This window comes from Rhizobium sp. NZLR1b, assembly GCF_019685155.1.
Classification (GTDB): Bacteria; Pseudomonadota; Alphaproteobacteria; order Rhizobiales; family Rhizobiaceae; genus Rhizobium.
Window position 1 is genome coordinate 59,718 of record NZ_JABDWC010000024.1, and the last position, 26,416, is coordinate 86,133.

The 26,416-nt window shown below is 55.3% G+C and carries 22 protein-coding genes and 2 pseudogenes; 12 read left to right on the forward strand and 12 right to left on the reverse strand.

The window, feature by feature from the left end; genetic code table 11:
* Positions 1–34: 34 nt before the first annotated feature.
* The 6 genes and pseudogenes from HJB84_RS26825 to HJB84_RS34195 form a co-directional block, all read left to right on the forward strand.
* Positions 35–625 carry a NodA family N-acyltransferase gene (locus HJB84_RS26825; protein ID WP_003551805.1) on the forward strand — a complete coding sequence of 197 codons (591 nt, stop codon included), beginning with the start codon at positions 35–37 and terminating at the stop codon, positions 623–625.
* Positions 622–1,272: a chitooligosaccharide deacetylase NodB gene (gene nodB / locus HJB84_RS26830; RefSeq protein ID WP_127431413.1), complete on the forward strand. Its 651-nt coding sequence runs from the start codon at positions 622–624 to the stop codon at positions 1,270–1,272. The genes HJB84_RS26825 and nodB overlap by 4 nt, the downstream gene beginning before the upstream one ends.
* A 22-nt stretch (positions 1,273–1,294) precedes the next feature.
* On the forward strand, positions 1,295–2,572 hold the full coding sequence (gene nodC, locus HJB84_RS26835) for a chitooligosaccharide synthase NodC (protein WP_127431412.1): 1,278 nt from the start codon (positions 1,295–1,297) through the stop codon (positions 2,570–2,572).
* Positions 2,573–2,609: 37 nt separating this feature from the next.
* Positions 2,610–3,644, forward strand: a complete 1,035-nt coding sequence (gene nodI / locus HJB84_RS26840; protein WP_127431513.1) for a nodulation factor ABC transporter ATP-binding protein NodI — start codon at positions 2,610–2,612, stop codon at positions 3,642–3,644.
* Position 3,645: 1 nt separating this feature from the next.
* Positions 3,646–4,425, forward strand: a complete 780-nt coding sequence (locus HJB84_RS26845; protein WP_221117395.1) for an ABC transporter permease — start codon at positions 3,646–3,648, stop codon at positions 4,423–4,425.
* 169 nt (positions 4,426–4,594) lie between these two features.
* A pseudogene (locus tag HJB84_RS34195) lies at positions 4,595–4,675 on the forward strand (DUF982 domain-containing protein); the annotation flags it as partial.
* A gap of 92 nt (positions 4,676–4,767) precedes the next feature.
* On the opposite strand, the gene HJB84_RS26850 reads toward HJB84_RS34195, so the two are convergent.
* From HJB84_RS26850 to HJB84_RS26895, 10 genes are all read right to left on the reverse strand, one after another.
* A complete protein-coding gene (locus HJB84_RS26850; RefSeq protein WP_168277476.1) occupies positions 4,768–5,820 on the reverse strand; it encodes a class I SAM-dependent methyltransferase in 1,053 nt (350 codons plus the stop codon).
* Between the two features lie 135 nt (positions 5,821–5,955).
* Positions 5,956–6,162, reverse strand: coding sequence for a putative nitrogen fixation protein NifT (gene nifT, locus HJB84_RS26855; protein WP_127431409.1), 207 nt, complete (start codon positions 6,160–6,162; stop codon positions 5,956–5,958).
* A gap of 217 nt (positions 6,163–6,379) precedes the next feature.
* Positions 6,380–6,574, reverse strand: a complete 195-nt coding sequence (locus HJB84_RS26860) for a 4Fe-4S binding protein (protein WP_127431408.1) — start codon at positions 6,572–6,574, stop codon at positions 6,380–6,382.
* A gap of 19 nt (positions 6,575–6,593) precedes the next feature.
* Complete coding sequence (gene nifB, locus HJB84_RS26865) at positions 6,594–8,081, reverse strand: nitrogenase cofactor biosynthesis protein NifB (protein ID WP_168312672.1); 1,488 nt, start codon at positions 8,079–8,081, stop codon at positions 6,594–6,596.
* 210 nt (positions 8,082–8,291) lie between these two features.
* Positions 8,292–9,851, reverse strand: coding sequence for a nif-specific transcriptional activator NifA (nifA, locus tag HJB84_RS26870; RefSeq protein WP_168257417.1), 1,560 nt, complete (start codon positions 9,849–9,851; stop codon positions 8,292–8,294).
* Positions 9,852–10,046: 195 nt separating this feature from the next.
* Positions 10,047–10,343, reverse strand: coding sequence for a ferredoxin family protein (locus HJB84_RS26875; protein WP_127431406.1), 297 nt, complete (start codon positions 10,341–10,343; stop codon positions 10,047–10,049).
* An 11-nt stretch (positions 10,344–10,354) separates the two neighbouring features.
* Complete coding sequence (locus tag HJB84_RS26880) at positions 10,355–11,662, reverse strand: NAD(P)-binding protein (protein WP_168257388.1); 1,308 nt, start codon at positions 11,660–11,662, stop codon at positions 10,355–10,357.
* Complete coding sequence (locus HJB84_RS26885) at positions 11,649–12,785, reverse strand: electron transfer flavoprotein subunit alpha/FixB family protein (protein WP_168257389.1); 1,137 nt, start codon at positions 12,783–12,785, stop codon at positions 11,649–11,651. Before HJB84_RS26885 ends, HJB84_RS26880 begins: the two co-directional genes overlap by 14 nt.
* 17 nt (positions 12,786–12,802) lie before the next feature.
* Entirely contained in the window at positions 12,803–13,654 is an 852-nt protein-coding gene (locus HJB84_RS26890; RefSeq protein WP_127431403.1) for an electron transfer flavoprotein subunit beta/FixA family protein, read from the reverse strand.
* Between the two features lie 176 nt (positions 13,655–13,830).
* Positions 13,831–14,076: a hypothetical protein gene (locus tag HJB84_RS26895; protein WP_168277479.1), complete on the reverse strand. Its 246-nt coding sequence runs from the start codon at positions 14,074–14,076 to the stop codon at positions 13,831–13,833.
* Between the two features lie 1,114 nt (positions 14,077–15,190).
* Between HJB84_RS26895 and HJB84_RS26900 the strand changes: the two are divergent.
* The 6 genes and pseudogenes from HJB84_RS26900 to HJB84_RS26925 all read left to right on the forward strand — a co-directional run bounded on the left by HJB84_RS26900 (position 15,191) and on the right by HJB84_RS26925 (position 22,467).
* Positions 15,191–16,284: pseudogene (locus HJB84_RS26900) on the forward strand (IS3 family transposase).
* Positions 16,285–16,840: 556 nt separating this feature from the next.
* Positions 16,841–18,088 (forward strand): Glu/Leu/Phe/Val dehydrogenase, encoded by a 1,248-nt coding sequence (locus tag HJB84_RS26905; RefSeq protein WP_205917676.1) that lies wholly within the window; start codon positions 16,841–16,843, stop codon positions 18,086–18,088.
* A 159-nt stretch (positions 18,089–18,247) separates the two neighbouring features.
* Positions 18,248–19,186, forward strand: a complete 939-nt coding sequence (locus tag HJB84_RS26910; RefSeq protein ID WP_168277480.1) for a hypothetical protein — start codon at positions 18,248–18,250, stop codon at positions 19,184–19,186.
* A gap of 154 nt (positions 19,187–19,340) precedes the next feature.
* Positions 19,341–20,597: an ATP-grasp domain-containing protein gene (locus tag HJB84_RS26915; RefSeq protein WP_168277481.1), complete on the forward strand. Its 1,257-nt coding sequence runs from the start codon at positions 19,341–19,343 to the stop codon at positions 20,595–20,597.
* 226 nt (positions 20,598–20,823) lie between these two features.
* A complete protein-coding gene (locus tag HJB84_RS26920) occupies positions 20,824–21,945 on the forward strand; it encodes a KamA family radical SAM protein (protein ID WP_131702612.1) in 1,122 nt (373 codons plus the stop codon).
* 126 nt (positions 21,946–22,071) lie between these two features.
* On the forward strand, positions 22,072–22,467 hold the full coding sequence (locus HJB84_RS26925; protein ID WP_131702611.1) for a hypothetical protein: 396 nt from the start codon (positions 22,072–22,074) through the stop codon (positions 22,465–22,467).
* Positions 22,468–22,939: 472 nt separating this feature from the next.
* Here HJB84_RS26925 and HJB84_RS26930 read toward each other — a convergent pair whose 3' ends face one another.
* Complete coding sequence (locus tag HJB84_RS26930; protein ID WP_221117396.1) at positions 22,940–24,367, reverse strand: ISNCY family transposase; 1,428 nt, start codon at positions 24,365–24,367, stop codon at positions 22,940–22,942.
* A 463-nt stretch (positions 24,368–24,830) separates the two neighbouring features.
* Positions 24,831–26,291: a M81 family metallopeptidase gene (locus HJB84_RS26935; RefSeq protein ID WP_168277083.1), complete on the reverse strand. Its 1,461-nt coding sequence runs from the start codon at positions 26,289–26,291 to the stop codon at positions 24,831–24,833.
* Positions 26,292–26,416 lie beyond the last annotated feature (125 nt).

Genomic DNA, 26,416 nt, shown 5'->3' on the forward strand with positions numbered 1-26,416 from the left:
GTGGTTGGGCGAAGAAACAACTTGGAGCTTTTGCATGTCTTCTGAAGTGCGATGGAAAATCTGCTGGGAAAATGAGCTGGAAGCTTCCGACCACGCGGAACTCGCCGATTTTTTTTGCAAGACCTATGGGCCGACGGGAGCGTTCAATGCCAAGCCGTTCGAGACTGGCCGAAGCTGGGGTGGTGCGAGGCCCGAACGCCGCGCAATCGCATATGACTCGCACGGCGTCGCTAGCCACATGGGCTTGTTACGCCGCTTCATAAAAGTCGGTACGACTGATTTGCTTGTGGCCGAGCTAGGCCTGTACGGAGTGCGACCGGATCTAGAAGGATTAGGCATCGCTCACTCGGTCCGCGCTATGTTTCCGATTCTGCGCGAGTTGAGCGTTCCATTTGCTTTCGGAACAGTTCGCCACGCCATGCGGAATCATATGGAAAGATACTGCCGAGACGGTACCGCAAATATCATGACCGGGCTGCGTGTGCGCTCGACGCTTCCAGACGCGCATTCCGACCTGCCAGCCACGCGCACTGAAGATGTCCTCGTATTGGTGGTTCCCGTCGACCGTCCAATGACTGAGTGGCCCGCGGGCTCGTTGATTGAACGAAACGGGTCGGAACTATGAAGCGGCCTGCATATATGAGCGAAGTACCGGTCAATCACACAAGCGGCCACGAAGCTCGCTGCGTTTACTTGACGTTCGACGACGGTCCTAATCCATTCTGCACGCCGCAAATCCTGGATGTTCTAGCTGAGCACCGCGTTCCGGCGACATTTTTTGCTATCGGCTCATACGTGAAGGATCACCCCGAACTCATTCGGCGTCTTGTGGCGGAAGGTCATGATGTCGCCAATCATACCATGACGCATCCCGACCTCGCCACCTGCGATCCCAAGGATGTGAAACGTGAAATAGACGAGGCGCATCAAGCTATTGTCTCGGCCTGTCCCCAAGCCTTGGTCCGGCACTTACGAGCGCCTTACGGGGTTTGGACTGAAGACGTCCTTTCAGCATCGGTGAGGGCTGGACTTGGAGCCGTTCACTGGTCGGCCGACCCTAGAGACTGGTCTTGCCCGGGCGTCGACGTGATCGTTGATGAGGTGCTTGCTGCTGCTCGGCCTGGGGCAATCGTGCTTTTGCACGACGGGTGTCCTCCCGATGAGGTTGAGCAATGCTCGCTTGCCGGACTCCGTGACCAGACGCTCATAGCACTCTCTCGAATTATTCCGGCACTGCATAGCCGCGGATTCGAGATTCGTTCACTTCCCTGAAACACTGGACAAACGAGAAACCATGACCCTGCTCGCAACAACCAGCATCGCCGCCATCTCGCTTTATGCAATGCTCTCCACCGTTTACAAGAGCGCGCAGGTCTTTCATGCTAGGCGGACAACGATCTCAACAACACCTGCGAAAGACATTGAAACCAACCCCGTGCCAAGCGTTGATGTCATCGTGCCGTGCTTCAACGAGGACCCAATCGTTCTTTCGGAATGCCTCGCGTCGCTTGCGGAGCAAGATTATGCCGGAAAATTGCGCATCTATGTAGTCGACGACGGTTCCAAAAATCGCGACGCGGTTGTGGCTCAGCGCGCTGTCTATGCAGACGATGAGAGATTCAACTTCACAATTCTCCCTAAAAATGTTGGAAAGCGCAAAGCGCAAATCGCCGCTATAACCCAGTCCTCTGGGGATCTCATTTTGAATGTGGACTCAGACACCACGATCGCCCCCGACGTCGTATCTAAGCTTGCCCACAAAATGCGGGATCCAGCAGTCGGTGCGGCGATGGGCCAAATGAAAGCCAGCAACCAGGCGGACACCTGGCTAACTCGCTTGATTGACATGGAGTACTGGCTTGCCTGCAACGAGGAGCGCGCGGCACAAGCTCGCTTCGGTGCAGTTATGTGTTGCTGCGGCCCATGTGCGATGTACCGTCGGTCTGCTATGCTTTCGCTGCTCGATCAGTACGAGACGCAGCTTTATCGCGGCAAGCCGAGTGACTTCGGCGAAGATCGCCATTTGACGATTCTCATGCTGAGCGCAGGCTTTCGAACTGAGTATGTTCCGAGTGCCATCGCGGCGACAGTCGTTCCAGACACGATGGGTGTTTATCTACGCCAACAACTACGGTGGGCACGCAGCACCTTTCGGGATACTTTGCTTGCGCTTCCTGTACTGCCTGGTCTCGATCGATATCTCACGCTGGACGCAATCGGGCAAAATGTCGGCCTGCTACTTCTTGCGCTGTCGGTATTGACAGGAATTGGCCAGTTTGCGCTGACCGCCACACTACCCTGGTGGACGATCCTGGTCATTGGATCCATGACTCTTGTCCGCTGTAGCGTGGCTGCCTATCGCGCCCGCGAACTGAGGTTTCTGGGTTTTGCTCTCCACACGCTTGTGAACATCTTTCTCTTAATTCCCTTGAAGGCCTATGCCCTTTGTACCCTATCCAATAGCGACTGGCTGTCGCGCGGATCAGTCGCGATTGCGCCCACGGTTGGGCAGCAGGGCGCTACCAAAATGCCAGGGCGGGCGACATCTGAAATTGCCTATAGTGGCGAGTGATGAACGCGTCACTGCAGCTCAAAATCTGGGACAAGAAATGAACGGGCAATTAACGAATTTGAAGACGACGATCGCTGATCCGCACCAGGATCATCTCATCCTATCGGAGCGGCAGCACCAATCGAAATTTAAGGCAATGGATTCGCCTTCTGGCTCATTGTCCCCAGTCGCAATCGACCTGGCCGGCGTTTCGAAATCATATGGTGGTAAAATCGTCGTCAATGACTTGTCGTTTACTATCGCCGCAGGAGAATGTTTTGGTCTTTTAGGACCGAACGGCGCAGGTAAAAGCACGATCACCCGTATGATCCTAGGAATGACGTCGCCGAATGCAGGCAAGATCACTGTACTCGGAGCGCAGGAGCCGGGCCAGGTTCGCTTGGCGCGCGCGAAAATCGGGATCGTGTCTCAGTTCGATAATCTCGACCTGGAATTCACGGTCCGCGAGAACCTTTTGGTATACGGCCGCTACTTCCGCATGAGCACCCGAGAAATCGAAACGGTGATCCCATCGCTGCTTGAATTTGCGCGACTTGAAAGCAAGGCGAATACGCGTGTGGCAGACCTATCGGGAGGGATGAAGCGACGCCTCACTTTGGCGCGTGCGCTCATTAATGACCCGCAGCTACTCATTTTGGACGAGCCGACCACTGGCCTCGACCCACACGCGCGCCACTTGATCTGGGAACGACTTCGATCGCTGTTGGCATGCGGCAAGACAATTCTTCTGACGACCCATATCATGGAAGAGGCTGAGCGGTTGTGCGACCGGCTGTGCGTGCTTGAAGCTGGGCGAAAGATCGCCGAGGGCCGACCGCATGCCCTGATCGAGGAGCAGATTGGCTGTCCTGTGATCGAAATTTATGGCGGCGATCCGCAGGAGCTTAGTCTCTTGATCAGGCCGAATGCTAGGCGACTGGAGATCAGCGGAGAGACCCTGTTCTGCTACACGCCTGATCCAGAGCAGGTGCGCGCGCAGCTGCGTAGATATACGGGCCTGCGCTTGCTGGAGCGTCCACCAAATCTAGAAGATGTCTTCTTGCGGTTAACCGGACGCGAGATGGAGAAGTAGAATGAGCGTAGCAGCATTATCCGCCGGCGGTTTAAATTGGCTCGCAGTTTGGCGCCGGAACTATTTGGCTTGGAAAAAAGCGGCGTTGGCATCCATTCTGGGAAATCTAGCCGATCCCATTATATATCTATTCGGGCTCGGCGCTGGATTGGGAGTGATGGTGGGGCGCGTTGACGGCGTATCGTACACTGCTTTTTTGGCGGCTGGAATGATCGCGACAAGCGCGATGACTGCTGCAACCTTCGAGACTATCTATGCGGCCTTTGGCCGAATGGAGGGCCAGCGCACCTGGGAAGCAATGTTATACACGCAGCTCAGGCTGGGGGATATCGTCGTTGGGGAAATGGCGTGGGCGGCAACCAAGGCGTCGCTCGCAGGCACCGGTATTGGTATCGTCGCCGCCATGTTGGGATACACTCACTGGCTGGCTCTTCTCTACGCTCTTCCGGTCATCGCCATCACGGGCTTAGCCTTTGCGAGCCTTGGAATGGTCGTCACGGCCCTCGCGCCCAGCTACGATTATTTCATATTTTATCAAACGCTGGTCATCACACCGATGTTGTTTTTGTCAGGCGCAGTCTTTCCCGTAGACCAGTTGCCCGTAGCATTCCAACAGACAGCCGCCTTCTTGCCCTTGGCACATTCGATAGATGTTATCCGCCCGACGATGCTGGGCCAACCAATCGCCAATGTCTCCCTGCATATCGGCGTTCTCTGCATCTACATAGTCGTACCATTCCTCGTGTCGACCGCATTGCTTCGGCGGCGACTAATGCGGTGACGGATGCTGCTTCACATCATCATCAGAATCAATCCGGTCGGTTTGCTTTGCTTGGCCCGGCATCTCGCAAGTCGTATGGAGGCCAGGCGACGGCGCGTCTCCTGGTAAACGACTGGCCTTGTGATGACGGTGAGGAAAGGCTGCCGTCAAGGGTGCCGACACATTGCGTGCGGTCAGTGCGGGTATCGCCGCTGTCTCGCTCGTGCAGCAGGGAGTTGAAGAGCGGCGACCGGATCTGCCCTCAAGCGCAAACGGTCCAAATTCAAGTGCTAGCCGCCTTCAACGTCACGTGTGCGCCGAGAGCCTGCCCCATCTGGCATGTCCCGGATGCACCACTCCTTCTCACCAAGTTGCTTCGAGCACCATGTTCAGCGGCGTCTGGGCTGCTCGTCTGACATGTGTGAACCCGCCTGACCGGATCACCTCCGTCAATCGCTTCTCTCCCGCCTGAGCGCCAAGTGCTAATCCCGTCTCCTGCGCCAGGGAGGTGGGAACGCAGATCATCGTCGAGGCGGAGTAGTAGAGCCGCCCGACCGGGTTGATATTCTCCTCAAGCGTGTCTCCCGCCAAAGGCTCGACGACCATCCAGGTGCCGCCTTCCTTCAGCGCTTTTTTGATATGAGACGCCGCCGCTTCCGGGTCGCCCATGTCGTGTAGGCAGTCGAAGCAGGTGATCAGATCGAAGTCGCTACCGTCGAAGTCCTGCGCGCGGCCCGCCTCAAACTGCACGTTCGTCAAACCGTGCGCTTCAGCGTGCGCTTTCGCAGCCGCGATCGAGCCCAAATGAAAGTCGTAACCCGTGAACTGGGATTTGGGAAAGGCCTGCGCCATCAGAACCGTTGATACCCCGTGCCCGCATCCGACGTCGGCGACCGTTGCACCCGATTTCAACTTGGCGTTCACGCCATCGAGCGCCGGCAGCCACTCCTGGACCAGCGCATTGACGTAACCAGGGCGGAACAGCCGCGCGACAGCGCAGAACATGCAGCCAGCCTGGTCACCCCAGGCAACGCCTTCACCTGTCTTGAAGGCAGACTGCACCTTCGCCTGATTTCCGACCATGGCGGCAGCCGTATCGAAGGCGCCAATCAGGTTGACCGGGCTGTCGGGTTCAGCAAACACGTAGGCCTGCTCGGGCGTGAGCGAGAACCGGCCATTCTCGTAATGCACATAGCCCGAAGCCGCCTGCGCTGCCAACCACTCGCGCACATAGCGAGGCGTGCATCCCGCGGCCACGGCAACCTCCTCGGCCGTCGCGGGTCCGATCGCCTTCAGCGTCTTGTAGAGGCCAAGGTCATTGCCGATCCGCACCAGCGGCACGCTGAATGCACCACCAAGGTCGCCAAAGATGCGGTCCACGAGCTCCTTAAGCGTTGTTTCGTTGAGTTGGGTCATGTCGGATTCCTCCTGATATACGGGCAATCTTTTGCCAATCGTCGTCTTCAACGGACCGGCAAAGGATGGATGCTCTCGATGGGGCGTATGAACTGCTTGCGCTTTGCACTTCGTCTATCGACCGGCGCACGCACTCTAACTGGATAGCCTCCTCGCATCGACAGTGACGGGCAGGCGCCTGTTCTGCGACAGGTCGGGAAGAGCAATCTGCCATCCGTTTTTCAGCAGAATAAAGCCGCCCCATAGGCTTTTGTGCTCAACCGAGATGATCGGTTCCTCGAGGTCTTTCTTGTGAATATAGGCCGATAAGCCGACGTCAGTTCTGCTGATTGTCACTCTCATGCATGTTCCTTCTCGCTGGCTGCTTTGGGAGCTTTCAAAGTCGAGCGTTATCAAAGCCCATTATTCTGGTTGGAAATATCCCCAGGCCGATACCTCCGTTATGGCTCTACATCAGATTTGGGCCGAATCCGCTCACTGGATGTGATACCGGTAGTACGCAATTTTCTACCGCATGTTCGCCCGCTCGTCTCATTTTTCGCGCTTTAGTCGGTGGCGATCAAGCAGGGACGCAGGTCTTTGGCATCGGACACACCGAAGCGCATTGTTGCGTGTCAAACTCACCCTTGCACTCGGTACATTTTTTTGAATCCACAACATATCCTTCACCTTTGAAACTGATCGCATCTGAGGGACATGCAAATTCGCAAGAGCCGCACTGGGTGCACTGGGATGCAATGATCTTATAAGCCATGTTTCAACTCCTGACTCAGTCAGAGGGGTAACGCCGTCGGCATCGACGGCTTGCGGCCAAACTCGGCGATGTACAGCGCGCCGATCGCAGTCTCGATGTAAGCATAGGCAAATGCGTCCGTTGCTCGCACGCCAGCTTTTGCCAACCGCTTCTTTGGTCCATCGCCAATTTTGGCAGAGAGCAGAATATCGATACCGTCGAGTGCAACGATGATTTGATCCAGAGCGCTCTCCTTGCCTACGCCACCCAAGCAATATGGCAGAACCTTACGGTGTCCCACCAAGTTGATCCCTTTTCGAGAGACGGCATACAATTGGAGTTCTCTTACCTGACCGAAATGTTCGTTGATCCGGCCGCCACCTTTAGTCGCCACGGCAACGACAAGAGTTCCCGACGAACCCAGTGACTTGACTGCTTTGTTCGCGTCCAATTTTGCTGCAAATTGATCCTCTCGCTCATGCTCGACCAGCTTCCGATATACCTCGCGCTTGTTGGCATCGTATCCAGCTTTGGTGGAGATTTGGTCGAGGGCAAACTCTCGCTCACGATCATCGCCCAGCAAACCGATGGCGTCGGCCCGGCACTGTTGGCAGTGGCGCATAAGCTTAACGTTACCATCGAGACAGTCTTGAAGTGCCTTTAGTTCGAACTGCTCCGGGCAACGCTGACCCGTGAGACCGTAATAAGTACCATGCGAAGGCTTTGAAATCAGGGGCACAACATTGTGCATGAATGCCCCGCGGTCTCTGATCCATTGGTTAACTTCCACGAGGTGCGTGTCATTGACGCCTGGAATCATAACCGAATTGATTTTGGTGAGGATGCCGCGTTCGGTCAGCATTTCCAAACCCAACATTTGGCGCTCGTGAAGGATCCTGGCACCTTCTATCCCAGTGTATCGACGATGACCGTGAAGTATCCATGGATAGATCTTCGCCCCGACTTCCGGATCCACCATGTTGATGGTGATCGTCACGTGATCGACGTTCATGTCAGCTAGCTCATCGACATGGTCCGGAAGCGCCAATCCATTCGTAGAAATGCATAGTTTGATGTCAGGTATTTCTCTGGCAACGCCTTCAAACGTCGCTACTGTTTTCTTCCAGTCGTAACAAGCGTCGCCCGGTCCGGCAATGCCGATTACGGAAAGCTCCGGCACTTTGCTGGCGACGGCAATCACCTTGCGTAGTGCCTGGTCGGGAGTTAGCTTGACTGATGCGACCCCGGGACGGCTTTCGTTGGTGCAGTCATATTTGCGATTGCAGTAGTTGCACTGGATGTTGCAGGCAGGTGCGACCGCGACATGCATGCGAGCAAAATAGTGATGGGCTTGCTCTGAAAAGCAGGGATGGTCTTTGATTCTCTCCCAGATCCGCGCATCCATGTCATCCGTCACCGAAAGGTCATAGGACGAAGATGCGCGGCCGCCGCGCATAGCGGGCGCCATCGGCGCCCGGTCGAAGGGGGCGCTGCTGGTCATCCCGACCTCTATTTCCGGTTCCGACATCGCATTGTTCCATTGGCTAGGAAAGGTTAAACCTCCAAAAGCAAGATAGATTCCGGTCGACGAGACATTGCTGTTTAAGCGCTTATGTCGCCTTTACCGCCCGTTTCCGCGCTCGCTGTCGGAGATGTTTTGTAGCAATCAAGGCAGGATTGCGCCCGAAGTCGCTTCTCCGGCAACCAAAGCTTACGATGCTCTTGACATCGCTCACCTTCACTCTTTGATCACATCGATACCAAACCGGCGCAGCGCATAGCCCACCTGCCGCGGCGTTTTCCCTAGTATACGAGCCGCTTTGGCCTGTACCCAACCAGCCTTCACCATTGCATTGATCAGCCGATCACGCTCAGTGAGACCGGGTGCCTCCACTGTGGCTGCGGAACCCGTGAGAGTACCTGCGTTGGCCCCCAGTCCGCCTAACGTTGCATCTCGTGGGTTGAGACGATGCACCGCGTCGTTGCCAATACCGTCGTGGGCGTCTTTCCAGAGGAGCGCCGAAGAACACTGGTCTTGCTGACAGGCAAAATCTGATGAAGCGATCGTATTTGAACTGGCGAGAGTAGCGGTCCTTTGTACGCAATTGTCCAGCTCACGAACATTGCCGGGAAAGGCGCATTTCGACAAAATGTCTATTGCCGACGGCGCGAAGTCGAGATCTCGATCATTTGCCTTGTTGAATTGCTCGAGGAACACTTGCGCTAGAAGCGAAATGTCTCCGTCGCGCTGCCGAAGCGGCGGCAAAATGATGGGCACCACATTGATCCGGTAATAGAGGTCGGCTCTGAACTCCCCTCGAAGGACGGCCACTTCAAGGTTTTTGTTGGTGGCGCATATAACTCGAACGTCTACTTTCAATGTCTTCGTTCCGCCGAGACGTTCGAATTCGCCTTCCTGTAACACGCGCAATAACTTCGCCTGGAATTGTGGTGATACATCGCCAATTTCATCAAGCAACAGCGTTCCGCCATTGGCCAGTTCGAAGCGTCCAGCTCGTTGAAGGAGAGCGCCAGTGAAAGCGCCCTTCTCATGGCCAAACAATTCGGATTCCAGAACGGTTTCCGACAGCGCGGCGCAATTCAACTTAATAAACGCCTTGCTTTTCCGTATCGATAACGCGTGTATTGCTCTTGCAAAGCATTCCTTGCCAGTGCCGCTCTCTCCTCTCAAGAGCACCGCGGAGTTCGTCGCAGCCACGATATTGGTGGTAGCTAATACCCTCTTGAGCGCGGGGCTCTCCCCAACGATCCAATCGATTTTACCGAGCTGGGTGGGTTGAGGCTTCGGTTTGATTTTCGGAATCTGTCCTGCTTGTTGTTCCCCGGCGACTGCGCCGCCATCGCTGCACAATTCGCGATAGCGCTGGCAGGTTAAGCCGATCAGGACGGCAATCATTGCCAGAAGGGTTTCGTCCTGATCTCCGCTTTTCTGCGCGAAATCAATCCACAATGCGCCAATTGCTTTCCGGTTTACTTTAACGGGGAGAACGGCAGAATTTTTCCCAAAGTGCTTCTCACCGCTAGTGATGACACGATTTATCGCGTCCGCCTGTTCAATCGTAAGAGAACGTGAGCGAACGTCGTGCCCAATGGGAGCCCGCACGTTTATCCAGGGCTCTCCTCCGGCGCCGTGAATCACGATTCCGCCATCGCGCAATCGCAGATGCTCGACGAGGGCGTTCATCGCAGCTTTCAGCACGTTGTCTAGAGGAAAAGAAGAGATAAGCTCTTTCGATATGTCGTAGAGTATATGGAGCCGCGCCTCTGGTTTAATCATGCCTACAAACAGGGGAGGGTGCACTGTTTTTTACCCTGGTGCGCGAAATATGCTAACGCATATTCCTAAGTTAAAAATACCTGTTATCGACGGCGCAAAAATTAGCCTTTCGAAGGGTTGAGTGGATGCGCATTCAATCGCCGTCGCTAATGCAGCTGGATCGGTCGCTGCTATTCCGGCGGAGGTAGGGACTCCTCATCCAAATTTGAAGAGGACCCCGAACCCGCCCCGGGGATAATTCCATTTGATGTCGCCACTCGCTTCGCATAGCACTCTGCATGTGCCGCATTCCAAACAGCCATCCGAAACAATCGCCACCTGACCAATTTCGTTCACTTCGTAGCATTTGGCCGGACAGACTTGCGTCAAGGCGAGCAGGTTCGGGCTTGGCGACCGGTGCGGTCGCACTGTGATATGCGGACGTCCAGTGTCGACGAGATATCGGTTTTGGTACAGCTTGTCCTCAATGCGCTCAATGATGGTCGCCTTCATCGAATTTTCCTTTAACGCCAAGATGCGGCGGAGCGGACCGCGTCGCTGATCAACCCCCAATGGGATCGTGCCTTGACAAAGGAGGCAGCTGTAGCCTTCTCCCTGTTGATTTTAGGTGCACCGTCGACACGCACAAAATTTTGCGCTGCCTGTGATATAAGCGTTGGATAGGTCATGAAAAAATTGTGACTGTCGGTGTGGAGGAGGCTTGGAAGATCTTTGTGTTTGATCAGGTCTTTCATGACGAACGACTTATCCAGCATGCCCTTATAGAGAGAGAGATTGCGCTTCGTCATCAAGCCGCCACGGCTCTTTATCTGAGAGATCGCTTCGCCGGCCATGAGGCCTGATGTCATCGCGAGGTTTGATCCCTCCCTATGCACGGCATTGTTTAGTTGCGCCGCATCGCCCACGACCACCCACCCGTCGCCAAAGAGTTGCGGGATTGCCTTGAAGCCCCCTTCGGGAATAAGATGCGCGGCGTATTCTTTTATCTCTGATCCGGCCAGTAATGGTCGGATCGAGGGATGTCGCTTGAAGGCGTCAAGAAGGCGGTACGGATTTTCCATGCCTTCCGCTAAACCGGAGACGAGGCAGCCGATCCCCACCGAGATCGACTCCTTGTTGGTATAAAGGAAGCCCAGTCCGGCCATTCCGCGTGAGATCGTGCCGCCGGCTTCGATCACACAGCCTTCGCTACCGTTGAGGCCGAAGCGCTCTGCGATGACCTCTTCCGGCATGAAATGCATTTCCTTGACAGCGAGTGCCACGTTTTCCGGCTTCGGCATATCGCGTAACCCGGCTCGTGTTCCAAGCAGTCCGTTCACGCCCTCAGCAAGGACGACTACGTCCGCGAGGATCACACCGCCCTCTCGGTCTGTGTGAACGCCTATTACTTTACCGTTCAGGTCCCAAGCGAGTCTGGTCGCTGTCGTTTCACAAAGGACTGTGCCTCCCGCCTCGCGCACCTTGCGTGAGAACCATTTGTCAAACTGGGCGCGGATGATCGTATAACGGTTTGGCTTCAGTTCATTGAAGTCATCAGAGCGATAGTGCACGCCCGTGTGCGACGAGTCATCCATTAGCCAGAATCGTTGCTCGACCAGATGCCGTTCAAGAGGGGCGTCATCGCGGAATTCTGGGATAATCGCCTCCAACATGTTGGCGTACAATATAGCCCCTTGAACATTCTTAGAGCCCGAATGTTCTCCGCGCTCCAGCTGCAGCACTTTTAGACCGCGACTAGCCATCGAATACGCTGCGGCGTTACCGGACATCCCGGCACCAATGACGATCGCGTCGAACTTACTCTTGGTCATCTAGCCTTCCTCGGTCCATAACCTTGATAGAGTTGTGCGGTGGCATTCGCTTGGCGAAAGCTTCTGTCAACGCCGGCAAGAACTCCAGCGCGCAAGCGACAACGCCGATGTGGGCGAAGTCAAAGATCGGAGCGTTCTGGTCGAGGTTGATAGCGACAATCAGATCGGCTCCTTCGACGCCAACGCGATGCTGGACCGCGCCAGATATTCCCGCCGCGATGTAGAGCTTGGGTCTAATGGTATGGCCGGACTGACCAATTTGTCGATCAGCAGGCATCCAGCCTTTTTGGACCAGTGGGCGCGAGCACCCGACTCCCCCGCCGATCGTCGTTGCCAGGTTTCTCAAGTATTGCAGGTTTCCTGCAGTGCCGAGGCCGAGACCGCCGCCAACCACAATGTCGGAGTTGGCCAGATCGGATTGCTCAGACCCACTGTTGCAAAGGAACGCGAGGACTTTGGTGACGATCTCCTCCTCAACCATCAGGAGTTGATGTTGGATAACGCGTCCGATTGGCTTATCCACACGTTGCGGCGTCGCCATGACCCTGGACCGCACCGTTGCCATTTGCGGCCGGCTGTTCAGCGTGTAGATCGTGCACAACAAGGACCCGCCGAAAGTTGGCCGCGTTGCTGCGAGTGAACCATCTCCATCCACATCCAGCTCGGTGCAATCAGCCGTAAGCCCTGTTTGTAAGGTCGTTGCTACAGCACCGGCTAGGTCGCGGCCGAGCGTGGTCGCGCCGAGAAGGAGAATTTCTGGTTTGTGAGTAGTGACCAGATCCGTCAAAGCCTTGGTGAAGGGTGCGTTTCGATAGTTGGCGAGGAGGGGCGATTCTACCAGATAGGCGACATCAGCTCCGTAAGCGAAGGCCTCTTCGATCGCAGGCTTGGTGCCCACGCCTTCAGACGAACCGAGGATTACCCCGGCCAGTTGGACACCCAGTTTGTCAGCTAGTCTGCGGCCTTCGCCGAGGAGTTCAATCGATACGGGATGAACATTGCCGCGCTCAAGTTCCATGAAGACCCAGACGTGCCGGTGATCTTCGAAGCACTTAAGCAGCTTTTTCCCTAAGCTGGCGCGGCCGACCGCGTTTTCCGTCGTTTCATTTTTTCTAGCGACCAAAATCTACTCCTCGCTGCTCACCGATTGCCATGGGACGTGAGCTTGCGTTCCAAAACAGGCTGGCGGGCAAAAATTGCAGCGACCGTCTCCGCGGCGACCTCGGCCAACGTTTTGTCGTTAATCTCCATTTGCATAGCTTTTTCGGCGCGCGGACCAGGAGCGAATACTCGCTTCACGACCGTCGGCGATCCCCGCAGGCCGCATTTGGTCAACTCCCCAATGCCGGCGTCAGCGGCCCCCCATTTAAGAACCGGGCTTCGCGCTGCACGGAAGGCGTCATCGAGAGAACCCCGGCGGATAGCATTGACACCTTCCAGCACGGTGATGAGACATGGCAACGTGCTCTTCAGCATCTGCGTGCCGCTCTCCGCGTGCCGTTCAACCATGAGCTCGCGCGAAGTGGGATCAATGGAGACAATCTTCGTTACGTAAGTCAGTTGCTGGAGGTTCAACCTCTTTGCAATTCCGGGTCCGACCTGGGCCGTGTCGCCGTCAATTGTCTGCTTTCCCGTAAAGACGATATCAGGCGCCCCATAGCTCTCGCCAATCTTCGCTACTGCTTGAGAAAGAGCATACGAGGTCGCCAGCGTGTCAGATCCAGCAAAGTGGCGGTCGGTCAGAAGCACTGCGCGGTCTGCGCCGTGGGTAAGGGCTTTGCGTAGCGCTTGCTCAGCCATGGGCGGTCCCATCGTCAGAACGGTCACCTCGCCCCCATAGCGGTCACGAACTTGAAGTGCCTCTTCGAGAGCAAACAGGTCGTAAGGGTTAATGATGGTCGGTACGCCTTGGCGCATGATCGTATTTGTCACCGGGTGGACGCGTATCTGCGCAGAGTCCGGCACTTGTTTGATACAGACCACGATGTGCATAGTCGTTTAAGCTCCCCAATCGGATTCGGGCTTTAGGGACCCGACTAACACTGAGCACTGCTCGTGCAATAAAGTTGCGCCGCAAGAAGGCGCTGTCCGGGTTCAGGTTGATGCCCTCCTCAATCGCCGAGAGCGCCGTCTTGCCATTCTTAATCTCTACCGCCGCCCAGACTCGATCATGAAACTATCTGCGCAGCATAAGTCTCGCCTTCAGCAATCCGCTCCTCTTCGGCATTTTTTGCTTCCGCGCTGGCGCGCCAGCTGCCGTCAAACACTTTTGGCAATACATCCTCGAGCATAACCAGATCACCTATAAAGGCGATGCTTCCGTCTCGGTCGACAATGAACGCCTTTGGAACGTGGAACGACAGGCTGGCTTTGAGCCAATCCTCGTCCATTTCGCCTGAGCGGTCGAACCCCATCCGAATGCTCGTATTCGGAGCGATTTGGTTATAGACGCGTCCACCTGGGCTCGGACGTCGTCAGCCGTTGCAGCTTCCTCACTTGCTGGCGGGGCCGGAGAATTGAGGTTTAAATTAGAAGACATTTCATGTTTCCCACAGTGTTTTATCCGGCGTTTCGCGCGCCAGGGCCCTTCCGGCGAAGTATCAGGTCGATTTGTTTTGATATTGAAGGGGCATCGCGGCGATCGTTCCATAGGTTGGACATTGAACGTTTGTGATCCCGTCTTCTGAAATGGCTTCTGCGGTTGCGGCGTGACATTGCAAATTCCTTCTTCTGAGAGCGTGATGATATTCACCGTCGTGACGGGAAGGTGCCGAGGTCTAATGCAGATGGAGCAGCTGGCCATTCCAGAGCTCCTCGCCATGTAAGTCGATTGCTGGAGGGTCAGCCTCCTTCCGATGCCGGTCAGACCGGGGCCGTGTCGCCGTCAGTTGTCTGCTTCCCGATGAAGTGGATACCAGGCGTCCGAAGCCCGGCACTTGTTTGATACAGACCACGATGTGCATAGCCGTTTAAGCTCCCAATCGGATTTGGGCTTTAGGGACCCGGCTTACTCTGAGCACTACTCGTGCCAATCAGGTTGCGCCGGTAGGTCTTTGAGATTGCGAGTCTTTCGTTGTCGCTATGCGGAGGGGTTTTGTAGGGTCGCCGACATGTCGTGTCGCAATCCGCCCCGATCACCGCCGCGAACGGAGGGGCGGTTCGATAGGCTTCAGGTCGGACAACTCCATGATAGCTGCGCAACGAGGCGGAAGATTTCAACGCCGAATAAGACGCCGGAGATAGCAAGGAGACTGAAGTTCTGGTGCGGTGGGCGTGTATCGAGATTCGGTTTACCGTTGATCGTCTGACTAGTGACACCGTATGCGCGATCAGAAGCACAGCGATCGAGAGAATAACACTGCGGGCGCCTAGTGAGGTTGGACAAGCGGTTTAACTGGACGTTGCGGCGTGAGTAGGATCATTGCCAGATGCGTGGAGAAATCCTTGCTGGAAATATCAATCAAAAGCCGTGAATAGCCCCGAGATTTGTAGACGCCTTCTTTCCTAAGTTGAGGCAAGAAGATCATCATGAGCAAATCGAATTTCAGCGAAGAGTTTAAGCGGGACGCTGTGCGTCAGATCACTGAACGGGCTATCCGGTTGCGGAGGTCTCGCAGCGGCTGGGTGTGAGCCCGCACTCGCTCTATGAGTGGAAGAGAAGTTTTCCTCCACGTCTGACAACCAGGGCAGCGACCAGGCCGAGGAGATCAAGCAGCTCAAAAAGGAATTGGCGCGCGTCACCGAGGAGCGCGACATACTAAAAAAAGCGACCGCGTATTTCGCCAGGGATGCAAAGTGAAGTACGCGTTCGTTGCAAAGCATCAGGAGCTGTTTTCGGTACGGACGATGTGCCGCCTGTTGCGCATCCATCCCAGCGGATTTTATGCCTGGCTTCGGATGCCGCTGAGCAAGCGTGCCAGTGAGGACAAGCGGCAGATGGATCTGCTCCAGACGGCTTGGGAAGAGAGCGGCAAGGTCTACGGGTATCAGAAGCTCCATGACGACCTGCTCGATCACGGTGAGACATGCTGCCCCAACCGGGTTGCTCGCCTACAAACGCCGTCCCGGCATCTATGGCGGCAGACCGTCCGTTGTCATCGACAACACGCTGGATCGGCAATTCGACGTCGAGGCTCCAGACAAAGCTTGGGTCACTGACATCACCTACATCCGTACCAACGAGGGTTTTGCCTATCTGGCCGTCGTCATCGATCTCTATTACCGCCGGGTCATTTGGCTGGTCGATGCAGAGCCGTCAGACAACGGATGTCGTGCTCCAAGCATTACTGATGGCTGTCTGGCGGCGAAAGCCAAAGGAAAAAGTTCTGGTGCATTCAGATCAGGGATCGCAATTCACCAGCATGGACTGGGCAGCGTTCCTGAATCACCACAATCTGGTTCATTCGATGAGCCGACGGGGCAACTGCCATGACAATGCCGTGGCTGAGAGCTTCTTTAATCTGTTGAAGCGGGAGCGGATACGCCGAAAGGTCTATCGCTCAAGAGACGAAGCCAGACAAGACGTGTTCGACTACATCGAGATGTTCTACAACCCGAAGCGCAAACATGTCAGAAACGGGATGCTGTCGCCCGTCGAGTTCGAAAAGCAGCAGAGAACGTAACCCGAGGGTATCTACGAAACTCGGGGCTATTCACCGTCCATAGACGCTGCTGCAGCCTGTCGAGCTCTTTCTCCGCCTCAATCGTTACATCAACGCCGTTCTGATCGGCTGGGCGAGCTACCGTATGATCAGATGAACAAGCCGAAGCCACTTGATCTGACGCGACTTGCTACATTGAGCCAGCGCCATCCTTCAGACGCATGACAACAATCCGGCATTGTCGTCACCTTTGTCAGATCAGCGACAAAGGCTACCTCCTCGCATCGCGCGCCTTTTCCGCCCACATAACTGGAATAGCAGGGAATTATTGTTCGTCAGCTCAATCGGCCTTCTTGGCACGAATCTTGAGAGCTATTGCGAGGCAGCGGATCGGCTTCTGCATCCGCGTTGCGAGATAACCGCATCATGAAGGAACGCCAAGCATGGCAGCTCTGCGTCAGATTTTATGGAAAGGGCGGGTTTGGCAAGTCCACTACGTCCCAAAACACGCTAGCGGTCTTTGTGGACAATCACGTACCACGGATACCTGTGATCATCCGAATTGGGGGAACGCTCAATGAGCCATGACACCATGTTGCATCGGGCCCTGACACGTCTTGTTGACGCGGCCAAGCACCTCAACATCGACCCGATAATTCTTGAAAGATGGGCGTCCCCGAAAGAGACCACGCACGCCCGTCTGACGATCCAAATGGACGACGGTTCACACAAACACCTACCGGCCTTGCGCTGCCGCTATGACGATACCCGCGGCCCAACCAAGGGCGGCATCAGATATCACCCTAGTGTAACGGCAGATGAAGTAGAGACGCTCGCCTTCCTGATGACTATCAAGTGCGCAGTGGTGAACCTGCCGTTTGGTGGCGGCAAAGGCGGCGTCCAGATTGATCCTCACTCTCTTTCCAAGAATGAACTGGAGCGTCTTGCGCGTGGCTATGTCCGCCGCTTTGCCAATGTCATCGGCCCCAACCGCGACATCCCGGCGCCCGACGTCAACACCAACGCGATGACCATGGCATGGATGGCGGACGAATACGCTTCTATCGTTGGCGAGTGGACGCCGGCGGTCTTCACCGGTAAGCCAATCAGCCTTGGTGGCTCGCTTGGCCGTGATGATGCGACGGCCCGTGGCGGCTATTATCTCCTCCAATTCCTGGCGAAGGACCTCGGCTTTACTCCGGGTGCACGAGCCGCGATCCAAGGCTTCGGCAACGCCGGATCTCACATGGCGCAGCTGCTCGAATCGGCCGGATACAAGGTCGTGGCGGTTTCCGACTCAAAGGGTGCAATTCGTTGCCCGGCGGGCCTCGATATCAAAAAGCTGAATGCTGCTAAAGAGCGCAACGGAGGCGTTACCAGCTTCGCGAGTTCAGACGGTGTCTCGAGAATTGCTGCCGACGAACTGGTTTCGGTGGATTGCGACCTGCTCGTTTTGGCAGCCCTGGAGGACATGGTCCACGCGGGTAACGCTGCCAACGTAAAGGCTCCGATCATTCTTGAACTCGCCAACGGCCCGATCACGCTGGAGGCTGATGAGATCCTCAAGAACAGGGGCGTTGCCATTCTTCCGGATATCCTCGCGAATGCGGGTGGGGTCGCTGTCTCGCATTTCGAATGGGTGCAGAACCGCCAAGGCGACCGTTGGCTCATTGAGGACATACATGCCCGGCTGAAGACGAAGATGGAAGAGGAAGGAGCCGCAATATGGGCGTGTGCGAAGGACAAGAACATCACCCTGCGAAGCGCCGCCTACGTCCACGCGCTCTCACGACTTGTAGACGCTATTGAGGCGAAGGGGACTTAGCAATTCTTTGCAAGCTAATGGCCGAAAGGAGACCAGTACGAACCACCGCTGTGCGGAGTGACAGCTAAAACATCTACGTCCGAGGCGCGGTTCATTGGAGTTTCGAAGTCGAGCGCCTCTGACATCCTTAGGCCTTCAGCCAAGATCAGGAGTGAAATGATGACCGATATCGTTGGGCACTACGTTGATCACGAAATGACGTCGCCATTTCAAATGGCGCAGCATTCAGCGAAGATCAAACCGATGGCGATCGATTTAGCGAAACGCGGGATCCTTTTAATCACAACCTGCCTGCGCGTTGAAGTCTATGGAGAAGAGTCTGCGCTCGGAAATATAGATCTTTTGTTCTCTGGTTTTCCGCGCGCGCTTGTCAAAGGTGCGAGGGCTGTTGCTAAGCGTCTCGCGGAGATCTCTTCCGGTGCTAAATCCCAGATCCTTGGGGAGCCCTACGTTAACGATCAAGTTTCGAATGCTGTTGCGCTCCTTGATCCGGCGCTTCCAATTTCTCGGATCGCACGGCTGGCACTAGGTGTGGGTCGCGCATCGCGAGAGCGACTGCACTTCATCGCACCGTTCAACTATGATCGAATTGTTTACGACTTAATAGCCGAGCAATTTAAGGGGATAGAGGAACCCGGCCGTCTTTACATGATTGGGGCAGGTATGCTGGGGCGCGACCTAATCAGCACTAGAGGGGCAGATCGATTCCGTTCCACTGTAGTCGTAACGCGGAATCCCAAAAAACTTCGCAGGCGCCTCCGGGGCTCCTCTGACAGGGAAATCGCGATAATGCGTCCAGAAGAGATTGGGGGCGTTCGAGAGCTGCGTTCATGCGCTGCTATCGCAACCGCCGATTTAAGTGAAGATTACAAAGCGGCTCTAAAGGGCGCCCTTCTGCGACTGGAGCCACGCATCATAGTGGACCTTTCGTCAATTCCGGTGCTGTCGAAATGCGCGGTCCCGAAGCTCAACTATGTGACTATGTACGACCAAGATTTTCTCAGGCTTATAGATCTGAACAATCAGCATTTGGTGTCTAAACTGCCCCTACTTCTTTCCGATATTGAGAGAACGCTACCGACGGCTGAGGTCTTCTAGACTACGTCATCTATTGACTCACGCAGGGGACACTCTTGTGGCCAGTAAATTGCGATGCAATACGCGAACCTTGGAAAAATGGGAACCTCTAGAGACAATTCAGTGCGAATTTGCCCTCGGATACAGCCTCGGACGGATGGAGGGTCAACACCCAATGCGAACAAAAGCACTCGTACTCATTGAAGGATCGAGAAGTAATGGTCTGCTGTACGTCCAGGCCGCCCGACGTCGTGGACTACAACCGATTACCCTGGCGGCTGATCCAACGCAGTATGACTACCTTATGGCGGAAGGCGGTAAGGCGATAATGGTCGATACTGACGATTTCGATGCGGTGAAGCGTGAGTGCCTCAATCTGGCTACGACCTGTGATATTGCCGGGTTTGTCGGTTTTGCGACCCGCGGCGAGTCGGTTAACGTGACGGTCGGAAAGCTATGCCGGTGCTTCGACCGACCAGGTCCGGACCCCCTTTTGATCGAACGTTGCTGCGACAAATTTAATCAACGTCAGCTCCTGACGCAAAATGGCCTGCCAGTACCGACCTTTCGATGGGCAGCTAGTGCAATGACTGTGGATAGGGCTGCCGCTAACATCGGGTTCCCGGTTATTGTTAAGCCCGCAGTTGGAAACGGAAGCAGCGGTGTCCGATTATGTCGCGATGCCGCTGAGTTAGCCGAACACACAACCTATCTGCTGGGAGGGGCTTTCCCCTGGCGGTCTTCGCCGACAATACTTGTCGAGGAGTTCGTAGAAGGGCCTTTTTATGACGTTGTTACAATGGGGAACGCAGTCATTGCGATTGGTTCAGCCGAATTTGGGCCCCCGCCTCATTTCGTTCCTCGTAGAAGCATGTTTCCAGCCCAGCTAACTGATGAGGAGCACGAGGGTATCACGGATGTCTCGTTGAGGTGCTTGCAAGCACTCGGCCTCGGCTGGGGCCCAGCAAATGTTGAACTCCGCTGGACAAAAAGAGGCCCGGTCGTGATGGAAGTTAACCCACGGCTTCCGGGTTGGACCACTTCTCGGCTGGTCCAGTTGGCCTACGGTCTAGATGTCATCGAACAACACATCAGCCTTGTTATCGGGGAAGAGTGCGACCTGCATAAAAGCCGATCCCGCGTCGCGGCAGCCCATTTTTTCGTACCTGATCGGGACGGCACACTGGCTCACATCAGAGGTACCGATCTGGCGGAGATTGTACCAGGTATTGCTGAGGTTAGATTCTATGTTGACCCGGGAGTCTCTCTTGTCCGGAAAGGTGATTACCTAGACATAATCGGACATGTTATTGCCGCTTCGACCGACCCCGCAGAAGCCGAGGCGATACTTCACCGCGCGTTGAACCTAGTTGATTGGGCAGTCGCGCCATCCCCGGGTGAACAGGCTAACGGGAGGCTGCTTGGAACTTGACGGTCGTGTAACAATCTCTTCTCCGTCGAGCGACGTGACTGAAAAAACGATTGTGGTCGTTCGACTAGATGCCGCACGAGATGCGGCTGAGTAGGTCCAGGTGCGCCGCAACTTTGAACTGAGGAACGAAGGAAAATGTTAGGTTTGCTCCAGACCTCACTGCGGACGGGACCCTTCGTACTGGATGCTCAATACCGCCAACGGAAACTCAAACCGGAGATATCATATGACGACGGACCCGACGGCTTGGGATGATTGGCGTTGGCAGCTTGCAAACAGCGCCACCACGTTGGAGGCGCTCAAGGAGCAGCTAAACATCACTCCCGATGAAGTAGAAGCTTTCCAAAAAGTGGGTGAGCGATATTCTTTCCGGGCAACACCCTACTACCTATCGCTGATAGAAAAGGACAATCCGAACGATCCCATCCGCCTACAGGCAATTCCGAGCATCAAGGAACTCGACGACATCTTCCATATTGACCAACTTCCTTCGTTCCACAAGTCCGGCGTTGATTCCGAAAATCCTCTTTGGAAGGAGGGAAAGACTGACGTCGCTTGCATCGTTCACAGGTACCCGGACCGCGTTCTCTTTTATCTTACGAATTTATGCCCCACCTTTTGCAGGCACTGTTCACGAAAAATCCGCGCGGGCCGAGAGTCAATGGTCAGTGACCAAGCGCTAATTGACAGAGGTATAGCGTACATTGCCGAGCGTCCAGAGATTCGGGACGTACTGCTAAGCGGAGGCGATCCGCTGACCGTCTCTGATAGTAAGCTAGAGTATGTACTGTCACGCCTCAGGCAAATTCCTCACGTTCAGATTATTCGCATCGGCACACGAATACCTGTGACATTGCCGCAGCGGATCACGCCCGAGTTCTGCCAGATGATCAAAAAGTATCACCCCATCTGGATCAATACACACTTTAACCACCCCAATGAAATCACGTCTGAAGCGAAATTGGCGATCGAACGGCTGCTAGAAGCGGGAGTGCCAGTGGGTAATCAGTCGGTGCTCTTGAAAGGAATTAACGACTCTGTCGAGGTTATGAAAGAGTTGGTCCACAAACTCCTTATTGCGCGCGTGCGGCCATACTATTTATACCACGCCGACCTAGTGCGGGGCGCTGAGCACTTCCGAACTTCAATCAATGTTGGCATGCATATTATTGAAAGCCTGCGTGGGCACACTACCGGCTTTGCCGTACCGCAATACGTGATCTGCACCCCGCTCGGCAAAACACCGCTAAACCCAAACTATGTAATAGGAACTGGCCCCGGCTATATCGTCCTTCGTAACTACGAATGGAGAACCTGGAAGGACCCGGACAGGCACGAAACAACATGAGGACATGTAGCCGAATATGCTTTGAGGTAAAGTCATATACTCAAACATGTTCTTCTCGATCTGAAGCACGGAGTGCTTCAAGACCTGGTACTACCTGGTACCTTCTAAGGTACGGTGGAGATACGTATGTTTCTAAAAGCCGACGGAACTGAAGTGTGGTTGCGGAGTTCGACCAGATTGCCCTACCTGTCCCTGGTCGGTGCCATTGAAACATTAGAGGATTATGATGTAATCCGATCCAGACTGTCTCGAGCTTACGAAATGTTCCCCGGAATGGCATCCGATGACGCATTCCTGGTGCTAGAAGCCGAGGGCAGTAAATTGGTCTTCTGCGCTCGGCCCGACAAAGTGTGCGCCTTGTTGTTCCTGGGAAAATTCACACTCGCTGGAGACAAGCAACGAATCCATTCGCTCGAGAGCCTCGTAGAATTGGTAGCAAACTCTGTAAACGAGATCAGCTTGCGGGTGGGCGCGACGATTCGTTTCGAGGTCGTGCAACCGGAACTCGCTTCACAAACTTGAGTATTAACCAATTCGAGCTCGCTCCGACGGTTTTTGGTTGCTGCAGTTGCGCGCTGACTGCGGGTTGCGGTGCTGAGCCACCACTTCGGTTGCGCAGCACCGCATCACGCGGGCGGCGTGCCATAGGCGATCACATCAACGCTGACCCCAGCCGTGCGCCAGCGGGCAATCTTGCGGCGTTCATCGATATCGATCTGGGAGTAGGTGCGCTTCATGTCTCGTTCCTTGCAAGGATAAACCGTTGTTATCTATTGCAAGTCGCACTTCATCCTTGAACCCACCCCCCTACACACATTGTCAAAGCTGATTAGATGCGCAACGCTGTCAGCCATTTAGAAATGCGACACTCGGCATGTCCACTTGCGCTGAGGCAAGCCCCCGACCGGACCGGCTGGGCCGGGTTGCAAGGGAAGGGAGGGGGCGGGTGAGGAGCACCCCTTCGGCTTTAGCTTTGAGACTATGAGTGCCCGATTTATTCCGCTGCCTCCAGCCGTGCCAGCGCCTTCTGCCTTTTTGCGATGACCTCCGGATCATTCATGAAGTCCGTCCGCCGGCCAGGCTTGCGGCCACGCTTCTGATAACCATTGCCCTGGCTGCCATCGGGAATACCGAACATATGATCCGTCTGGCCGGTGCGGCGAGGGCCGCTCTTGCTGCGTTGCTGTTCCCGCCCAGCCTGCAGCTCGGCGACGATGGAAAGCATGTCGTCGAGACGCTTGTTCTCGACAACCTCTGCCCGGTGGACCGACCGCAATGTATCGAAGGTTCTGTAGGGCAGGGTGAAGCTCTCGTGCATGATCTCGAGGCGGCCGTCCGGGTAGTCGCAGACAACGACCTTCTTACCCGCCAATGGCCTGGAAATCTCGGTCGGATCGAGAATGAACAAGACCTTGTCGTAACGGAGCGTCAGCGACTGCGACAGTGTGCGGACTTCCTTCCGGCACATGGCGCCATCGAGATTCTCATGGTCGGCCAGCGGTCGGTGCATGTCCTTCGGATTGCGCGGTTGCTTGCCGAACCGCGAATTGAAATCCGCAATGAACTCAGGCGCATAGGCATTGGCAGCTTCGATCGTATCGATGCCGCGAAGCCGCATCTCCTTGACCAGCCGATCCTGCAATGTCTGGTTGGCGCGTTCCACACGGCCCTTGGCTTGCGGAGTGTTGGCACAGATAATGTCGATGTTCAGCTCATAAAGCGCACGACCAAACTGCGTCAGGCCGCTCGTCCGGTCCTTCTCCGACGCATGGGTCGAACGAAAAACACCATGCTTGTCGCTATAGAAAGCCAGCGGTTTGCCCCATTGCTGCAGATAGGCTTTCGTCGCATGCAGATAATCGAACGTGTTCTCCGATCCGGCAAAGCGAAGATGTAACAGCTTGCCAGTGGCGTCATCGATATAGACGAGCAGGGCGCATTTGGGGCCGCGGTTCTCGAACCACCAGTGATGCGAACCATCGATCTGCACCAGTTCGCCAAAGCAGTCGCGCCGGCCGCGTGGCTGGAAAACCCGCTTTTTGCGCTCGCGACGCGAGATCCAGATGCCGGCCCCGGTCATCCATTGCCGCAGCGTCTCCTTGGCGACCGAAATATGATGCAGTTCGATCAGCTTCTCGCGAGCCAGCGTCGGACCGAAATCCAGATAGCGCTCCCGGATGAGATCCAGCGCCGCATTGCGAAACTCCTCGCTGTGGCGCCGGTTGCTCGGTTGTGATCGCTTCTTGGAAACAAGGCCGGCTGGACCATTCCGGTCATAAGCCTGCAGCAGCCGATGGACCTGACTTCGACTGAGGTCGAGCAGTTCGGCAGCCTGGACAACGCTCAGGCGTTCGTCACGGATCTTCTGGATGACTTCGAGGCGATGCAACTCTTTCTGCGACATGGTGATCATAAAGGACATGACGACTCCGACCGCTCATGGTCTCGACCAGGCTGAAGATCGTCATCCTTGCTCCCAACATTGGCTTTGACCAGTGCGTCGAGAGGCGAGACTGTCGCATCTCTAACTGGCCCAACTGTCGCATTACTAAATAGCCCCTACACACATTTGCGGCGTAACAAACCTTATGGAACTTCGGCGAACTCTTCATCATCAATCAGGCGCGCGTGTCGACGGCAGAAAAGGTCATTGTGCTACGACAACGGCGACCAAGTCCCGGCAATTTCCAGCGAACGCTAACCCTAGCTATGCTGAAAATTTTCCGAACACATTGAGAGCGAAGATACTGTAGTCGAACCCCGTGGAGCTTTTCAAAGAACGCTATTGGGCTACGAATACCTTGCGCGGAGCTCGGTGTTTCGTGTGTGAAGTCCTCCAATGAATATTACACGTCAAACAGCTAGGATGCCGATATCCATTCTTGTTAATACACCGCCGATTGATCTAACGGCCAGATCGGCCGGCTGAGATGGGTATAAGAATGGTCGGAGAGATTCCTGCTCATGATCCCGGGGCTATCGGCGAGGAAGTCACGCTTTACGACTTTCGCAAAGCCAGCGCGCCAGTGGTTCGTGCACTTCAGCGCAATTATGCGGTAGCGTGTCACGTCGATACCATGAATCAGAAAGATTTCGGTGTCGATTGGCTGATGACGTTCGGAGACAACAATGACGTCGATCCCACCAATTTGCAACCTTGCGGTGCGGCCAACAATGACTTGGCTTCCCTTGCCCATCGGAGACTGGCAAAGGAACTGCCCATCGGTCAGAATCTTAACGTACGCCGTCGCAGCGATAGGACTTCCGTGCCGAACATCCGTTTTGCCACCAAGTTCAACCTCGATAGTGGCACCGACGCCCGCTGCGAGAGCCTTCGCTACGACTGAAGGGTCAAACATTGCCGCAAAACACGTATTGGTCAGGTTCGCGTCGAGCATGGCGCGTAGCAAATATGTCCCATCGCCAGGGCAGCCGCCGCCGGGATCGTCTCCCCCATCCAACAGAGCGACTGGCCAGGCGCCAGAGCTTAGCGCGGACTCGATCGCCGTCTCCGGCGAAAGAGCGTTTGACCGAAACTTATCCCGTCTTTCCCAGACGAACCGAGCGACGCGCTGGGCAGCCTCACGAGCCTTTTGTGCATCTCCGTTCGCGATTACTAGCACCGACGGCCCAGTGTCAGCGGTATCGGTCCATACAAATCCATGAAAGAAAGTGCATGCGATAATGTCAGGCTCTTGTTCGATGGAGCGACATAGTTCGTTAACCGTAGCCATCGGGCCATACATGGTAGTCGCGGTGACCAGCAGGATGGGAAGCTTCTCAATGTGCAGCTTCGGGATGATGCGCCCAGAAAGCAATTCAGGGAGGATATTTATCGCATCCTGCCCTCTTTCAAACATGTCGGTATGAGGATGGAAATTTGTTCCAAAAATTGCATCAACAATTACGGAAAGAGACGCATCGAGGTTCCCGTGAAGATCAAGGGTTAGCACGATCTTCACATTTGGACCAACGAGGTCGCGAACTTTTCGGCATATGTCGATCTCTATATTGCCTATCGCCTTCGCAATGCCCGCGCCGTGGAGAGCCAGCGCCACCGCATCGACCGGGAGAGCGCGTTCGATACTCGCAAGCAGATCGCCAAGCATACTGGCATAGGCTTCTTCCTCAATGACGCCGCCGGCTTCAGCGGATGCAAACATCGTCGGTTGAACGACTGCCCCTGCCTTCTCCGCGGCGTCTAGCATTCCGCCTATATAGGAGCGAACTCCGCTGTGAGCCTCGATCAGACTTTTCTCACGTACGATCTCAAAATCTAAAAGCTGTGCATCTTGCCTGCGAAACGTATTCGTCTCGTGAAGGATACCACCTACGGCAATTCTCATCAGTTTCTCCATTCTCCAGATGGCGAACCGCATGAACTCGGAAGAGCGGGGACCCGGCCGCGTTAGGGTCAAAAAGGTACTTCTCTAAGCGGGTTTGTCGGTGCCAGTAAATTGCCCTAGGATAT

Coding starts and splice junctions, on each gene's coding strand:
- HJB84_RS26845 (WP_221117395.1), top strand. CDS start 3,646: ATGAGCGTAGCAGCATTATCCGCCGGCGGTTTAAATTGGCTCGCAGTT.
- HJB84_RS26890 (WP_127431403.1), bottom strand. CDS start 13,654: ATGCACATCGTGGTCTGTATCAAACAAGTGCCGGACTCTGCGCAGATA.
- HJB84_RS26915 (WP_168277481.1), top strand. CDS start 19,341: ATGCGAACAAAAGCACTCGTACTCATTGAAGGATCGAGAAGTAATGGT.
- HJB84_RS26935 (WP_168277083.1), bottom strand. CDS start 26,291: ATGAGAATTGCCGTAGGTGGTATCCTTCACGAGACGAATACGTTTCGC.
- nifB (WP_168312672.1), bottom strand. CDS start 8,081: ATGTCGGAACCGGAAATAGAGGTCGGGATGACCAGCAGCGCCCCCTTC.
- HJB84_RS26860 (WP_127431408.1), bottom strand. CDS start 6,574: ATGGCTTATAAGATCATTGCATCCCAGTGCACCCAGTGCGGCTCTTGC.
- HJB84_RS26910 (WP_168277480.1), top strand. CDS start 18,248: ATGACCGATATCGTTGGGCACTACGTTGATCACGAAATGACGTCGCCA.
- nodI (WP_127431513.1), top strand. CDS start 2,610: ATGAACGGGCAATTAACGAATTTGAAGACGACGATCGCTGATCCGCAC.
- nifT (WP_127431409.1), bottom strand. CDS start 6,162: ATGAGAGTGACAATCAGCAGAACTGACGTCGGCTTATCGGCCTATATT.
- HJB84_RS26825 (WP_003551805.1), top strand. CDS start 35: ATGTCTTCTGAAGTGCGATGGAAAATCTGCTGGGAAAATGAGCTGGAA.
- nodB (WP_127431413.1), top strand. CDS start 622: ATGAAGCGGCCTGCATATATGAGCGAAGTACCGGTCAATCACACAAGC.
- HJB84_RS26895 (WP_168277479.1), bottom strand. CDS start 14,076: ATGGGGTTCGACCGCTCAGGCGAAATGGACGAGGATTGGCTCAAAGCC.
- HJB84_RS26905 (WP_205917676.1), top strand. CDS start 16,841: ATGAGCCATGACACCATGTTGCATCGGGCCCTGACACGTCTTGTTGAC.
- HJB84_RS26850 (WP_168277476.1), bottom strand. CDS start 5,820: ATGACCCAACTCAACGAAACAACGCTTAAGGAGCTCGTGGACCGCATC.
- HJB84_RS26920 (WP_131702612.1), top strand. CDS start 20,824: ATGACGACGGACCCGACGGCTTGGGATGATTGGCGTTGGCAGCTTGCA.
- HJB84_RS26930 (WP_221117396.1), bottom strand. CDS start 24,367: ATGTCCTTTATGATCACCATGTCGCAGAAAGAGTTGCATCGCCTCGAA.
- HJB84_RS26925 (WP_131702611.1), top strand. CDS start 22,072: ATGTTTCTAAAAGCCGACGGAACTGAAGTGTGGTTGCGGAGTTCGACC.
- HJB84_RS26875 (WP_127431406.1), bottom strand. CDS start 10,343: ATGAAGGCGACCATCATTGAGCGCATTGAGGACAAGCTGTACCAAAAC.
- HJB84_RS26880 (WP_168257388.1), bottom strand. CDS start 11,662: ATGACCAAGAGTAAGTTCGACGCGATCGTCATTGGTGCCGGGATGTCC.
- nifA (WP_168257417.1), bottom strand. CDS start 9,851: ATGATTAAACCAGAGGCGCGGCTCCATATACTCTACGACATATCGAAA.
- nodC (WP_127431412.1), top strand. CDS start 1,295: ATGACCCTGCTCGCAACAACCAGCATCGCCGCCATCTCGCTTTATGCA.